The sequence below is a fragment of the Blastopirellula marina genome (genome assembly GCF_002967715.1).
In the GTDB taxonomy this organism is placed as follows: domain Bacteria; phylum Planctomycetota; class Planctomycetia; order Pirellulales; family Pirellulaceae; genus Bremerella; species Bremerella marina_B.
On sequence record NZ_PUIA01000081.1, the window covers coordinates 11,593 to 26,387 of the forward strand.

Below are 14,795 nucleotides of genomic sequence, written 5' to 3' on the forward strand. Positions count from 1 at the left end.
CGTTTGCACGCCCAAGAAGACTTGGGAGTGGCACCCTGTTTGTGGTTGGCTTACTCGGTGAGGTTTGTCGCTCGTAGTCGCAGTGCGTTACTGATGACGCTGACAGAGCTGAAACTCATCGCGGCGGCGGCGAACATGGGGTTCAGTAGGGCGTGCATGCCGAAGATGGGGACCAGGATGCCGGCCGCGATCGGCACGCCCAGGCTGTTGTAGGCCAGTGCGAAGAACAGGTTCTGCTTGATGTTTCGCATGACGCGGCGGCTTAGGCGGAATGCTTTTACGACCCCTTCCAGATCGCCTCCCATCAAGGTGATCGACGCGCTTTCGATGGCGACATCGGTACCGGTTCCCATGGCAATGCCGACATCCGCGGCGGCCAGAGCCGGGGCGTCGTTGATGCCGTCGCCGGCCATCGCGACTCTGGCCCCTTCGTCACGCAGCTTCTGGATGCGGTCGTGCTTGTCTTGCGGCGAGAGATCGGCCTGGTAGTCGTCGATGTTTAGCTTCTTGGCGATCGCCTCGGCTACCTGGGGGTTGTCGCCGGTCATCATGATCACGCGAATGCCCATGTCGTGCAGCGACTGGATCGCCCCGGCGGTGGTCGCTTTCAGGGGATCGCTGACGATCAGCGCCCCAGCATACTTGCCATCGACACCCAGGTAGACCTTCGTTCCTTCGGTGGAGCCAGTCGCTTTAAACTCGATGCCGTGATCTTTCAGCAGCGAGGGCTTGCCGCAGACGATCTTCTTGCCATCGACCACGGCCTGGACGCCCTGTCCGGTGGTGGAATCGAAAGTGGACGTATCGGCCAGCTTCATATCGCGATCTTTGGCCGCGTTGACAATCGAGCGGGCAATGGGGTGCTCACTGTTCTGTTCGACGGCGGCGGCATACTTCAACAATTCTTCTTCGCTGAAACCTTCCGCAGGTTCCAGGGAGGTGAGCTTCGGCTTTCCTTCGGTAAGCGTGCCGGTCTTGTCGACCACGATGGTATCGACCTGCTGTAATGTTTCGAGCCCGGCGGCTTCTTTCACCAGGACACCGGCCTTGGCACCTCGTCCGACGCCGACCATGATCGACATCGGTGTGGCCAGCCCGAGCGCACAGGGGCACGCGACAATCAGTACGGCCACCGCATTCAACAGGGCGTACGCCAGCTTCGGTTCTTCCGGCGACCAGAAAGCCCACACCACGAACGTGACAATCGAGATCGCAACTATCGCAGGCACGAAATAACCAGAGACCGTATCGGCCAGACGCTGAATGGGGGCTCGGCTGCGCTGGGCCTGACCCACCATCTGCACGATCTGCGAGAGAACCGAGTCTTCGCCGACATGGGTGGCCTTGATGCGGAGGGTACCACTTTGGTTGACGGTGCCGCCGATGACGCTGTCCCCTTGGGCCTTTTTGACCGGGTTTGCTTCACCGGTGAGCATTGACTCGTCGACGGTCGAACTACCGGAGATCACCTCGCCATCGACAGGTATCTTATCGCCCGGCACCACTTTCAGTTCTTGTCCCTGCTGCACTTCGCTCAAGGGGACTTCGCGTTCCTGACCATCTTCGATGATACGAGCCGTGGGGGGGGCCAGGTTGATCAGTTCGCGAATCGCACTGCCCGTCTTCTTGCGAGCCCGCAGTTCAATGACCTGCCCCAGCAGGACCAGCGTAACGATCATCGCCGCGGCCTCGAAGTAAACAGGGACTTCACCCCCATGCTGGAAGGCATCGGGTATGAAGCCAGGGAATAGCGTCGCGACGAGGCTATACAGGTACGCCGCCGAGACACCCAGCGAGATCAACGTAAACATGTTCAGGTTCATCGTCATCAGCGACTTCGCACCGCGTACGAAGAATGGCCACCCGCACCACAAGACGACCGGGGTTGCCAGCACCAACTGAATCCACCGCGAAACGTCAGCCGGGATGCCCAGTTCGATTCCCAGCATCGGCAGCATGGCCATCGCAAAGATGGGCACGGTAAGCGCGGCCCCTACCCAGAAGCGAATCGTCATCCAGGTCAGTTCGGGATCGTCTTCTTCTGCGTCGGTCGTGATGGTCTCAGGCTCGAGGTCCATGCCGCACTTGGGACAACTGCCAGGGTGATCTTGCCGCACCTCGGGATGCATCGGGCAAGTATAAATGGTCTTTGTCTGCGGCCCGGTCGGCTGGTTGCGTTCGAGCGCCATGCCACATTTGGGGCAATCGGCGGGGACATCGCTTTCGACGCCATCGCACATCGGACAGATATACTTCGCCGACGACTTCGCGCGCGGCTTCTTGGTAGCCGAATGACCTTCGTGACCGTGGCAGCAGTCATGCCTGGCTGGCGGCTCGCCGAGGGTAACCAACTGCATCGGTGCCGCTTCAGATGAACCGCCGGCCTCAAACTTCTTCAGACAATGCTCGCAGCAAAAGTAGAAGGTTTGCTCATCGCGAGTCGTTTTCCAGGGTGTCGACTCTTGAACTGTCATTCCGCAAATGGGATCGATTGCCATTTTCTTGCCTTTGCCGTTAAGCACTCCCCTGTCGAAGGAGGTCTGCCATTACGCGCATTGAATATCGTTACTGCAAAGAGTGCAAATGGTATTCCTATAAACACTTACTTTCGATGCCGCAGAGTGATTAAGGATTCGTACGGCTGGCAATTCTTCCCAGGAGGAATCGCATGCATAACCTCCATTTGATTTGTCATGGTTCCGATGGCGTCATAAGCTACCATGCACGCGAGCGAGAATTCATTTTCATCAAAAATTTTCTTTGCCTTTTCGATTCCTCCTTTGCTAAACTTCCCAACAGAGGCCCATGGATGGTGTCCTTGAAAGAAGTGGCAGCTATTTTGCGGGACAACATTGGAGGGATTCGTGATTCCACAGGCTGGGCAGTCTCAGACGATGGCTGTCCGGCGGTGACTTCCTTTTCTCATCTAATCGTCACCCGGCTGAAGCTCGGATTCGGCTTGCCATGGGTGGTGTGGAGGAACGTGACCCATGTTGAAGCGATTCGGATTTTTCGAGGAGAGCAGTCGACGCGAAGCTCTACAAGACTTGCGTGAACTGCAAATGATGGGGCCTCTCGATGAAGAGGACCTGGTGGTGCAATATCTTAGCGAAGGCACCCTGCTGTTTGAAGCAAACAGCGACGCGTTCGACCGGTTGAAAGAAGATAGTGTCATGATCGGTTCGCCAGACGTCTACAGCGATGGCGAATGGTGTTGGTCTGGGGATGTCATCTATTACATCCGTCACTATCACATTGCCGTTGAATCCCAGTTCTTTGATTGGATGCAGCGGAACAATTGGAAGTGCCCCAAGATCGTAAGCGCGGAAGCACTGGTTCAGTCGAACTGGCAAACCTGAGTGCTTCCCCTTTCCTAGTGCCTGGGCCGCATTGCCGATTTAGAACAAGGTGTAAACAAACGGTGCCAAACCACTGCCAGCCAGCAGGCCCACCACGCCGATGGCCAGTAGGGTGAGGATCATCGGAATGAGCCACCATTTCTTGTTCTCTTGCAGATAAAGCACAAACTCGCGCACGATACCGGGATCGCCCTGTTCGGCCTGCGAAGCGAACTGATCGTGGTCGTCAGGCTCGTTGGTTTTCGGATCTTGGTTCATGGGAATTTTAGAACTGCTTGAAGTATCGATCGGTGCTGGTCGGTTTGGTCGGCCGCTGGACCCAATACGAGTCGCGGTCGTCCTCTTTCAATTGTAACGGATCGTGCCCCAGAAGACGCATGACGATTCCCACCGGCAAAAAGACGCCGAAATAGGTGACCAACAGCAGCACGTGACTCACCACGAATGCGATTGGAAAGGTAACGACCTGCCACGTGCGAATGATCGGCAACCGCGTCGCCGGCACCAGGTAATAGGCCACGCACACCAAAACGGCCAGCACGGCCACGGCGATCGCCAACAGTGGACTGACACCCCGGCAAGCAGCCGCGACGATCAGCAGCAGCGCCGTCAGCGAAAGGCCAAACCAACGCTGCATCGAGGCCGAGGGCTTCGCTTTGATATCGACCAGTACCATTAGTCCGGCTCCAGGTTGGTAAGGTATGCCTTGCTGTCGACACGGGCCGCATTAGGCTGCTGGTTGTGATAGAAGATCCAGTTGCCCACCACCAGCACGTCCATGTGGGTAGCCAGAAAACAGCGGTACGCATCGGCAGCCGTACCGACGATCGGTTCGCCACGGACGTTGAAGCTGGTATTGATCAGCGCCGGACAGCCTGTCAGCTGATAGAACGCCGTCAGCAACTGATGGAACCGTGGATGCCGCTGCCGGGAAACGGTTTGCACGCGGGCCGAATAGTCGATATGCGTGATGGCCGGCAGATCGCTACGGATCTCGCGAACACGGTCAACCAGTTGCGTGTCGGCACGGTCGTTCTTGTTTTCGTCGTTGGCGCTCGTCCGGCGACTGGGCTGCACGTCGTAAGTGAACAGCATGTAAGGACTGGCCCGTTCGGCTGGCGTCGTGAAGCGATCAGGAAAGACGAAACACTCGGCCGCGTGTTCTTCCATCACGCTGGGGGCGAAAGGTCGAAAGGACTCGCGGAACTTGATCTTCAAGTTCATCGTCGTTTGCATCTCGCGATTGCGAGGGTCTCCCAAAATACTCCGGGAACCGAGCGCACGCGGGCCGAACTCCATGCGGCCCTGTACCCAGCCGATGACGTTGCCGCCGTCGATCAGCTCGGCCACTTTCTGCATCAACTGGTCATCGTCTTCGATCTTGGTCGCCACGGCACCACCGGCGATCAGCCGCTCGACCTCTGCGTCCTGGTCGACGGCCGGGCCGAGTAGCGAGCCTTGCTGTTGATCGCCGACGTATTGGGTCGCATCTTCGCGGGACACTTCCCGCTTGCCACCGAGCAGTTGGTGCCAAATCAACAAGGCCACCCCCAAGGAACCGCCGGCATCCCCTGCGGCGGGCTGAATCCAGATGCGTTTAAAAGGCCCTTCCCGCAGCAGCCGACCATTGGCGACACAGTTAAGCGCTACGCCTCCGGCCATGCATAAGTTCTCTTCGCCGGTCTGCTGATGCACATGCCTGGCCATCCGCAGCACGACTTCTTCGGTTACCTGCTGAACGCTGGCGGCCAGGTCGAGGTCGATCTGGCGAGTCGGCTGCTCGGCCCCGCGCGGCTCGGCTCCAAACAGCCTGGCAAAATGGCGGTTGGTCATTCGCAAGGTATCGAGAAAGCCGAAGTACTTCATGTTCAAGCGGTAGCTGCCGTCTTCCTTTAATTGGATGAGGTGCTCGAGGATGGTGTCGGCGTACTTGGGTGTTCCGTACGGAGCCAAGCCCATCAGCTTGTATTCGCCAGAGTTGACGCGGAAGCCGCAGAAGTAAGTGAATGCGGAATAGAGCAGCCCCAGCGAATGCGGGAACTTAAGCTCGGCGCGAAGGTCGATCTTGCTACCCTGTCCGACGCCCCAACTGGTGGTGGTCCACTCGCCAACGCCGTCGATTGTAAGGATCGCGGCACTTTCAAACGGGCTGGGAAAGAACGCGCTGGCCGCGTGCGACTCGTGGTGTTCGCTGAAGACGATGCGTTTCTTATACACGCCTCCCAACTGACGACGAATCTCGCGTGGCAAGTAAAGCTTGGTGCGCAGCCATACCGGCATGGCACTGGCGAAGCTGGCATACCCGCGCGGGGCGCACGTCAGGTAGGTTTCCAACAGGCGTTCGAACTTGAGCAGTGGCTTTTCGTAGTAGCCGACATAGTCGATATCGCTCAGGCGGATACCGGCATGGTCGAGACAGGCCTGCAAGGCGAGTTCCGGGAAACCTGCATCGTGCTTACGACGGCTGAAGCGTTCCTCGCTGGCTGCCGCGCGGATCTCGCCATCTTTGATCAGTGCAACGGCCGAATCGTGATAGTAGGCCGAAATCCCGAGAATCCAGGTCATGGCACCTCAACTTGTTCTGGCTGCTTGGCTGCGTTTGCGTCACACAAGAGCGGCGTGAGCCCTGCGGCCCACGCTTCGGCCACCAACTGGTGACCATGGGCGGTCAAGTGAATCGCATCACCCAGCACCTCTTCACTGCACGGTACCGCGGCGGCCGTGTCGATCAAGCGTACCTCGTGCTTCTGGGCCCGTTGGCGAATTTCGCTGGTTAGCCATTTACCCAGTTCCGCATTATGGGCAATCTGCTCTGGCGTTTCGCCGAGGTACTTGTCGAGCGAATCACACTCACTGCCGGCGGCCATGACCTGCGTTGAAATCACCGGCGTGGCACCGCTTTCGCGAATGGCCTCGATCATCGCGGTCATCGTTTCGCGGAACCGCTCGGCTGACTCCGGCACGATCTGGGTCGATACGGACGGAGGCGGAGCGAACTGCGGATTAGGGGGCGGAAACAAACGGTAACGAAATACTCCGTACAACGTGCTATGGGCGAGCGTCCGTTCCATCCAGCCGGGAGCTTGCGGAAGAGGTTGGTCCTGCTCTTCCGAGATCAACAGAGGAATATCGTTCCATCCCAGGTAAAGCACCACGATGTCTGGCTTCAGCGGCGCAACTTGTGTTTTGAAACGCCCGAGACACTGCGCCAGTGTAAAGCTGGGGACGCCAGCGTTGATGACTTCGACTGGCTGGTCGCAGCCAGCTTGCTGAAGCTGCTGCGAGAGGATCGCTCCCAACTGCCCGCTGGCGCTATCCTTGCCAGGGACCACGTAGCCGAACACGCTCGATCCCCCCATCACCACAATCCGCTGGGTGCCTGGGGTCTTGGCGACTTTAATCTCAGGGCCGCGAAAGCCGAGCGAGTTGACGTCGATGTCGTAAGTCGAGGACTTCAGCCGCAACCCAGGTCGTAGGGTCTTGCCGGTGACGGGATCGGGGACGAAGAAGACGGCACCGGTGGCGTAACAGTTGGCAGTCCATCCACGCATGCCAACGTATACCCGCAAGGCGATTTCGCCAGCGACGACGCCCAGTAGCGTGCCCAATAGACATGCGATCAGACCGAACCATCTTCGACGGCGTTTACGCTTGTTACTGGGATCGGTCATTTCAACTGCTACTGAAGAGAGGCGAAGCGGAAACCTGCGGAGCTTACTACAAGTAGGTTCGGCTGATGGGGCAAATGCGAATCAGCAAGAGCTACGGTTGACTGACAAAGATAATCTCCGTACTTACCACGCTGCCATCTTCCGTCTGGACGGTCATGTACCACAGTTTGGCGTTTTCAGGCGGCTTAGGTGCAAGAATGATATCTTCTTTCACCGTAGCATCGGCCGATTTCCAGTCGTGCGCGTTGACGGCCTTGTCGTCGGTAGTCCAGTGGATGGCCGCTTTGGCAACCGTAGCCGTGTCGTAGCGCAGCTGGACGTGGTCTCCTTTGACCTGGGGATGGTCGACCATCGGCATTGGCTCGCCGCGTTTGAGCCATTGATCCATGAAGTGCCCGATTTGTGGCGGGTTCCAGCCCGCGGGATGGCTGTGGGGCATCTTCACGGTGATCGAAAGTTGTTTGTGTACTTCGTCAGGCACTGCCTGGTAGCTCTTCATGTAGCTGTCCAGCGGGTACGCGAAGTCGTTCGTTCCGTTAACAAACAGAATCGGCATCGAAACGGTCGGCAGATACTGCTTCGGGTCCCACAGCGTAATCCACCGCTCCTTGTGCTCAGGCGTCATCCGGGCGAAGTTATCCAACCACTTGCTGTTTTCGGTCAGAAATCCGCAGCCGTAAACGGGAACCGCCGCATGAAAACGTGAGTCGACACCCGCCACGATGCACGTCAGGTAACCACCCCAACTGATGCCAGTCACACCGGTTCGATTTTTATCGATCTCTGGAAAGCTACGAATCAAAGAATGCGCGAGGATCGCGTTTGCGACCGCGTGGTATTGCCATTGCTGATGTACTTGATCGCCGATGCGTCCGAACTTGTGCTGGTCTCCCTGCGACGGTCCGCCATCTGGCAGACGCGTTCGGTTCTTTTGATCGTGAGGGTTTTGGCCTTCGATCGGCTTCGAGCCAGCAAGATCCATCGCAATCGCCGCATAGCCGCGACGAGCCCATAGCTCCGCCCACTCGCGAAAAGCGGTCCCCCCACCGCCATGGATACAAACGATCGCTGGCAGATTTCTATCTAAAGATTTGTCTCCCAATACGCTGCCAGGTGTCGCATAATAGGCAAAGACACTGGTTGGGTGTCCCTCGAACTCTTCTCCGGTGAATGTCAGGGACCGCACCGGGGAATCGGCGTCGACCCACTTAAACTCCGGCGGCTGAGAAAGTTTCGCCAGGTCCCACGGCTGCGTCTGGGGAAGATTGGCCGACGGCTGGATAGGGTCTGCCGCGGCAATCGACGCGGACAGCAAGACGAGTGGCAGGAACCAGGGAATCAGACGGCGGTGAGGCAACAGCATGGGACAAGCTCGATGAAGGTGGGAAGCAATTGGGTAGACGAGCATTTTAGCAAGACCATGCCTGCGGAGCGAACGAATCCCCTCTTCAGGCGAATATCGTTAATGTGAATTCTGTTTCCCTTACCCATGCTCATTTAATAGGCATGTCCGGCAGCATCGGCATAATATTCGGGTAGCCCTATTTCGACACAAAACACTACCATAAAACGTTTTACGGATTTCAAACCGCCAATTCCCTGCCCGTTTTGGCACGGCAAGTGCTTTCTTATGACTTGTCCCTTTGGGAGGACTCAGGCAACACTTCGACTCGTCGCGTCACGACGACCTTTCCTCCCCCGGCGGTTTCATCTGGCCCCACTGGATTTCTCATTAGGAGAAGAATGACGTGCAAGGGCAAACACAAACTCAAATAGTATCCGAGCCCAACCTCATCGCGGATTATGATGTGGGCGAGTTCTACGACGAAATGTTCTCTCCTGGCGGTTCCCCACGTACGAACTGCCAGTTGCTTTATCAACACATTCAAGAGCTAACCTCGAACGATCTTCGCAAACGAAAGACGGCGGCCGAGCGGTCGATGATTCGTTTGGGGATTACGTTCAACGTCTACGGCGAAGAGGAAGGGACCGAACGGATCATTCCTTTCGATATCCTTCCCCGCATCATCCAAGGGGAACAGTGGTCGTGGATCTCGAAAGGACTGAAGCAGCGCATTATCGCGCTGAACATGTTCATCGACGACATCTACAACGAGCAGAAGATCCTCAAAGACGGCATCATCCCCGAACACGTGGTTAAGTCGGCCAGTAGTTTCCGGCCGCAGTGCGTGGGCATGAAGCCGCCTAACGGGATTTGGTGCCACATCACCGGTACCGACCTGGTCCGCGACTCGGACGGTGAGTTCTACGTGCTAGAGGACAACCTGCGTTGCCCTTCCGGCGTTTCGTATGTGCTTCAGAACCGTCAGCTGATGAAACAGACCTTCCCCGGCCTGTTCGAGGCCCAATTTGTCCGCCCAGTCGACGATTATTGCAGCCAGTTGTTGGACGCACTCAACTCGCTGGCCCCCGAGCATGTCGAGAAGCCGGTCGTAGCCGTTCTTTCGCCTGGCATTTATAACTCGGCCTACTTTGAACACTCGTTCCTCGCCCAGCAGATGGGGGTCGACCTGGTGGAAGGGCGTGACCTGGTCGTTCGCGATCGCCGCGTTTATGCCCGTACAACCAAAGGCCTAATGGCTGTCGATGTCATCTACCGACGTATCGACGACGACTTCATCGACCCGCACGTCTTCCGCAAGGATTCGATGCTGGGCGTCCCAGGCATCATCGACGCCTACCGCGCCGGAAACGTCGCGTTGGCCAATGCACCTGGTACCGGAATCGCCGACGACAAGGTGATCTACGCCTACGTTCCGGACATGATCAAGTACTACCTGAGTGAAGACGCCATCCTGCCAAACGTACCCACCTACGTTTGCTGGGACGATGCTCAGCGTGATCACGTGATCAAGAACATTGCGGATATGGTCGTGAAGCCGGCCAACGAATCAGGCGGCTACGGCATGCTGATCGGTCCGCGTGCGTCCAAGGAAGAGCACGATAAGTTCGTCGAACTGATCAAGGCCAATCCACGGAATTACATCGCACAGCCGACCCTCGCCTTGTCGCGGGCACCGGTCATCATCGACGACCATTTAGAGGGTAGGCACGTCGATCTGCGACCGTTTATCATCTATGGACGAGACATCTATGTGTTGCCTGGCGGACTGACTCGTGTGGCCCTGCGAAAGGGATCGCTCGTGGTTAACTCGTCCCAGGGGGGCGGAAGTAAAGACACCTGGGTCGTGTAGGGATTGAAAGGTTCTTCATGTTAAGTCGCGTAGCCGACTCCATCTATTGGACCAGCCGTTACATCGAACGCGCTGAGGCGGTTGCCCGTTTCATCGCGGTGAACTTGAACATCAGCATGGACCTGTCCACGGCCGGCAACCAGCAATGGATGCCGCTGGTGACGACCACTGGCGATGATGAGAAGTTCTCGGAGATTTACGGCGAGGCCAGCAAACGAAACGTGATCGAGTTCCTGACTTTCGATCGGAACAACCCGAACTCGATCCTTTCCTGCCTGATCAACGCCCGCGAGAATGCCCGCAGCATCCGCGAACGCATCTCCGCCGAAATGTGGGAGCACATTAACCGCTTCTACTTGATGGTGAAAGATGTCGGGGATGCCGAAGGAATTCTGGACGACCTGCCGGACTTCTACGAAGCGGTTCGTAATTCCGGGCAGCAGTTCGTCGGCGTGACCGATGCCACCATGACCCATGGCGAAGGATGGCATTTCTGTCAGCTCGGCCGCTTCCTGGAGCGGGCCGACAAGATGTCTCGCATCCTGGACGTGAAGTATTACATTTTGCTTCCCAGTCCGCAGCACGTGGGAAGCGCGTTCGACGATTTGCAGTGGGCCGCCTTGCTCCGCTCGGCGAGCGCTTACGAAATGTATCGTCAACGCTTCGGCCGGATCGTGCCGCAGAATGTGGTCGATTTTTTGATGCTCGACAAGGAATTCCCTAGGGCGGTGCTGCACTGCCTGACCCGTGCCAACGAGTCGCTACACGCAATCACCGGAAGCGATATCGAAGGGTTCACGAACCTGCCGGAACAACGTCTGGGACAGCTGCGTGCGGAGTTCGCATTCACTAGTGCCAGCGATATCATCGCCCGGGGGCTGCACGAGTTTATTGACGACTTCCAGAAACGCTTGAACCTGGTCGGCGAGTCCATCGGCACCACATTCTTCAGCCTTCAGGCCGCCGCTTAAGCGGCTTTATGATAAGGGTAGCCCAGAGAAATCTCTCTCTGGGACAACCCGGTAGCAACCCTTATTTATTCGGGCTACGTTCCTGCTGCGGAGTGCTGGCGGGGTCTGGTGGCGAGCCGTTGGCTTTGGCATCTAGTGGCATCACGTCGACGCCGACTTGCATCGTTCGCGTTCCCCCGCCCATGACGACCCCTTGAATGGGCGAAACGTCTTCGAAGTCTCGCCCGTGGGCCAGCGTGATGTGATCGGTACCGACCATGACTTTGTTGGTCGGGTCGAAATCGACCCAGCCAAGTTCCGTTCCACAGAAGACCGAGAACCACGCATGCGAGGCATCGGCACCGACCAGGCGAGGCTTGCCCGGCGGCGGCAGGGTTCGCAGGTATCCACTGACATAGCGAGCCGGCAGCCCGAGCGCCCTGAGGGCACCGATGCCGACGTGGGCGAAGTCCTGGCATACACCGTGACGCTGACGAACTACCTCTTCCAGCGGCGTGAAGATGTTGGTCGCCCCGGAGTCGTACTTGTAATCGGCGTAAATGCGGGTCGTCAGTTCCAAGGCCGCTTCGACGATGGGTCGGTTGCGGGTGAATGCTGCCTTGCCGTATTCACTCAGGATCGGCAGTAAGCGAATGTGCCGCGAGGGAAACAGAAACTGACGAACTTCCAAGGGAAACTCACGACGCTTGCCCAGCTGAGCGAGCTCTTCCCAAGACGGGGAGGTGGTAATCGGCACAGGCGTCTTTACCACGACGCGGCTGGTAGCCGTGATGGTCATTCCGCTGTGCGGCTCGCTCAAGGCGAAGTAATGCACCTGGTTTCCGAAGTAATCAGTCCGCGAAACAACCGACCTCGGCTTGGGTTCGACCGTGAGGGCAAAGTCTTCGACGCTTTGGCGATGCGTGGTCGGGACGCGCAGGTGCAATAAATTATGGGCTACCGAGGCAGGCTCGGAGTAGTGATAGGCCGTCTTATGTTGCACTTGATATCGCACGGTTGGTCAAAGCTTCATCAACTAGGGGCGGATCTCGACCAGATGTGACTGGGGCATCGCGTGAACCAGATACCGCTGCGAAACGACATCCGACAACTTCGGCAGCAGCGATTCGATTTCCTGCAGCAGCATATGCAGTGATTCGCCGGCCGACAAGGCGTCGGGGGCTCGGACACGCGTAACATCGAACATCCGCACTTCGTGCAGCAGCGACATCGCCAGACGCTGCTCGACCGTGTAGCCGGCATGATTAGCAACGTTGGGCAGATCGTTGACGTGCTCTAACAGTTGAGCCAACTGGCGGGCAATCGAACGCGGGTTGGTTTCGTCGGTCACCAGCAGATCGAGCACGGCCCCCAGGTGCATCTCTTCCAAGTAACGCGACCGGTAGGTGATCAAACTGTCGGAGATTTCCAGCAGCGCTTCGAGGATCGCGGCCAGGTCGCCCGAAGGAAGTACCAGGCAGTTTCGCATCAGCCGCGAGCTCTGCGTCGCCCGCTCCATACGCCGGCCCATGTCCAGGAAGTGATAGACCTGCGTTCGTGTGATGCTTTCGGAAATGATACCGGAGAACGCGGCCAGGTCGAGGACCAGGTCGTCCAGCAAAGCCAAGCAGTCGGACAGGTCCCAGTACCCGGTCACAGGGGGCTGGAAGCCTTGGTCGACCCGGTGCAGCACACGCCAGCTATCGGCCGAGACGCGGTCGCGGCTGCGCGAGGTGAGCCGGAAGATCTCGGTCACGATCGAACGCAGGCTCATCGAGTTCTGTTCGTCGAAGATGTTCGCCGCCAGGTTCCGCTCGATCGGCGGCAACTGCTTTCGCATCTCTTCCACGCCGTAGCCTGGCTCGATGATTCCCATCTCGGCCATCGTACGGATCAAGATGACCACCTCAGGCATCTCGCTGATCTGCTCTTCGCTGGTCAATCGCGAGATGGTCGTTCGCAGGATGCGGGCCGTCACGTCGGCGCGTTCCAGGTTGCGTCCCAACCAGAACAGGTTTTCAGCGATGCGGCTGGGGAGTTCGCCGCCGGTACGTTTCAGTTCGACACCATGATCGGGCTGCTTCAGCAAGCTAACACGCGCAATCGGAGTATCGGACAACACCCACGCGTCTTTGCTGCGTTCGCCAACTTGCAGCGAGGCCTCTAGCGGCTGAAGCTCTCCGCTGAGTCGAATCAGCCCGCCAGGCATGGTCTCGAAGTCGTTTTGTCCCAGCACGGCGAAGCTGCGCAGGGCAATGTGGGCGGGAGTGAGTGACTTCTTGGAATAGACCGGGCTGGTCGAGCGGACCACTTGTTCCTGAGCAACGAACAAATCCGGATCGGCCTGGATCATGCGAATCAGCTTTTCCTGATCGCCATCTTTCTGCACACGGAAGATGCCGGACCGGTTTCCACGTTTTCGGTAAGAAGGTTTGATAACCAGTTTGTCGATGTTTTCGATCACGTAAGCCAGCGAATCGGGGTCACCGCATCGCCAGGTAGCAACGCCTGGCAAAATCAGCGGTTCGCCCAGCAGATGCTGACAAAGCTGCGGCATGAAGGTCATGAAGATAGGAGACTCGACGATGCCAGACCCCAACGGGTTGAGCACCACGACATTCTTCATGCGGCAAACTTGCAGCAGTTCTGGGATACCACCGGTCGCGTGGCTGATCTCGAGGGGATCGCACTGATCGCTGTTGGGACGCCGAATAATGACATCCACCGGTAGCAGCCCACCCAAGGTCTTTAGCATGACACGATTGCCACGTACGGCCAGATCGGCCGGTTCGACCAGGGTGTAACCGAGATAACGTGCGAGGTAGGCATCCTCGAAGTAATTCGGGCTTTCGGCCCCGTTGCTGAGAATCACAACTCGCGGATTGGTAACCCGCGAACAGGCACGCAGTACAGCCTCTTTCACTTTCATAAAGTAACCAGCCAGTCGCTGGACGTTCTCTTTGTGAAAGAGACTGGGCGTCATGCGTGACTGGATGATGCGATTTTCGAGGGCGAAGCCGCTGCCGGACGGCGATTCGCTGCGATCCCCTTGGACCCACCAGCTGCCGTCGGGCGAACGAGAAAGGTCCGCGGCGTAAAAGTAGAGGTAATTGTTCCCGGGAGGATTCTGCCCATGGAAGCAGCGATAGTACCCCGGATGCCGGAACAAAACTTCTTCCGGCAGGATTCCGCTACGCAGCAAGTCTTGCGGGCCATATAGGTCCTGCAAGATCAACTGCATCAGCTTGCCGCGCTGCTTGAGCCCTTGCGAGATCTGGTTCCACTCGCTGCTGGGCAATAATACCGGCAGCGGGTCGAGTTCCCAGGGACGTGCCCGGCGGTCTTGGCCAGGGTTGCCGATGCCTGCACCGATATAGGCCATGCCGGTGCGATCGAGCAGTTTTTGCATTTGCTGCCAGCGACGCTGAAATTCGCTGGCCCCAATGTCACGAACCCCCTGAACGAAGCTCTGCCAATGGGGGCGTATCTGCGCACCGTCGTTCAGTTCGTCGTATACGTCGGAAATCGGCTTATACGGGGCGAATAGATCGGCGGACGCATCATTCTGTGCGGGGATTCTGGTCACCGAGACCTCGGGCT

11 protein-coding genes are annotated in these 14,795 nt (G+C 57.8%); 3 read left to right on the plus strand and 8 right to left on the minus strand.

From position 1 onward, the window contains the following. Positions 1 to 50: 50 nt before the first annotated feature. The gene (locus tag C5Y96_RS23825) at positions 51 to 2,498 is read right to left on the minus strand and encodes a heavy metal translocating P-type ATPase (RefSeq protein WP_105358679.1); all 2,448 of its coding nucleotides are present in this window, start codon (positions 2,496 to 2,498) and stop codon (positions 51 to 53) included. Between the two features lie 492 nt (positions 2,499 to 2,990). On the opposite strand from C5Y96_RS23825, the gene C5Y96_RS23830 reads away from it, so the two are divergent. Further along, positions 2,991 to 3,359 carry a hypothetical protein gene (locus C5Y96_RS23830; protein WP_105358680.1) on the plus strand — a complete coding sequence of 123 codons (369 nt, stop codon included), beginning with the start codon at positions 2,991 to 2,993 and terminating at the stop codon, positions 3,357 to 3,359. A 39-nt stretch (positions 3,360 to 3,398) separates the two neighbouring features. Here the strand turns inward: C5Y96_RS23830 and C5Y96_RS23835 are convergent, their stop codons facing one another. From C5Y96_RS23835 to C5Y96_RS23855, 5 genes are all read right to left on the minus strand, one after another. Then, the gene (locus tag C5Y96_RS23835) at positions 3,399 to 3,617 is read right to left on the minus strand and encodes a DUF5989 family protein (RefSeq protein ID WP_105358682.1); all 219 of its coding nucleotides are present in this window, start codon (positions 3,615 to 3,617) and stop codon (positions 3,399 to 3,401) included. A gap of 7 nt (positions 3,618 to 3,624) precedes the next feature. Further along, the gene (locus C5Y96_RS23840) at positions 3,625 to 4,035 is read right to left on the minus strand and encodes a hypothetical protein (protein ID WP_105358684.1); all 411 of its coding nucleotides are present in this window, start codon (positions 4,033 to 4,035) and stop codon (positions 3,625 to 3,627) included. After that, positions 4,035 to 5,924 carry a carbamoyltransferase gene (locus C5Y96_RS23845; protein WP_105358686.1) on the minus strand — a complete coding sequence of 630 codons (1,890 nt, stop codon included), beginning with the start codon at positions 5,922 to 5,924 and terminating at the stop codon, positions 4,035 to 4,037. The genes C5Y96_RS23840 and C5Y96_RS23845 overlap by 1 nt, the downstream gene beginning before the upstream one ends. Further along, positions 5,921 to 7,030, minus strand: a complete 1,110-nt coding sequence (locus C5Y96_RS23850; protein WP_105358689.1) for an SGNH/GDSL hydrolase family protein — start codon at positions 7,028 to 7,030, stop codon at positions 5,921 to 5,923. The genes C5Y96_RS23845 and C5Y96_RS23850 overlap by 4 nt, the downstream gene beginning before the upstream one ends. A 91-nt stretch (positions 7,031 to 7,121) precedes the next feature. After that, positions 7,122 to 8,393, minus strand: a complete 1,272-nt coding sequence (locus tag C5Y96_RS23855) for an alpha/beta hydrolase family protein (protein WP_105358691.1) — start codon at positions 8,391 to 8,393, stop codon at positions 7,122 to 7,124. Between the two features lie 466 nt (positions 8,394 to 8,859). Here C5Y96_RS23855 and C5Y96_RS23860 point away from each other — a divergent pair, with 466 nt between their 5' ends. Further along, the gene (locus C5Y96_RS23860; protein ID WP_105359092.1) at positions 8,860 to 10,245 is read left to right on the plus strand and encodes a circularly permuted type 2 ATP-grasp protein; all 1,386 of its coding nucleotides are present in this window, start codon (positions 8,860 to 8,862) and stop codon (positions 10,243 to 10,245) included. A 17-nt stretch (positions 10,246 to 10,262) separates the two neighbouring features. Continuing rightward, complete coding sequence (locus tag C5Y96_RS23865) at positions 10,263 to 11,216, plus strand: alpha-E domain-containing protein (protein WP_105358693.1); 954 nt, start codon at positions 10,263 to 10,265, stop codon at positions 11,214 to 11,216. A 61-nt stretch (positions 11,217 to 11,277) separates the two neighbouring features. On the opposite strand, the gene C5Y96_RS23870 is transcribed toward C5Y96_RS23865, so the two are convergent. Both C5Y96_RS23870 and C5Y96_RS23875 read right to left on the minus strand, forming a co-directional pair. Then, positions 11,278 to 12,198 carry a transglutaminase family protein gene (locus tag C5Y96_RS23870; RefSeq protein WP_233199092.1) on the minus strand — a complete coding sequence of 307 codons (921 nt, stop codon included), beginning with the start codon at positions 12,196 to 12,198 and terminating at the stop codon, positions 11,278 to 11,280. A 33-nt stretch (positions 12,199 to 12,231) separates the two neighbouring features. Beyond that, the gene (locus C5Y96_RS23875) at positions 12,232 to 14,781 is read right to left on the minus strand and encodes a circularly permuted type 2 ATP-grasp protein (RefSeq protein WP_105358697.1); all 2,550 of its coding nucleotides are present in this window, start codon (positions 14,779 to 14,781) and stop codon (positions 12,232 to 12,234) included. Between the last annotated feature and the right edge of the window lie 14 nt (positions 14,782 to 14,795).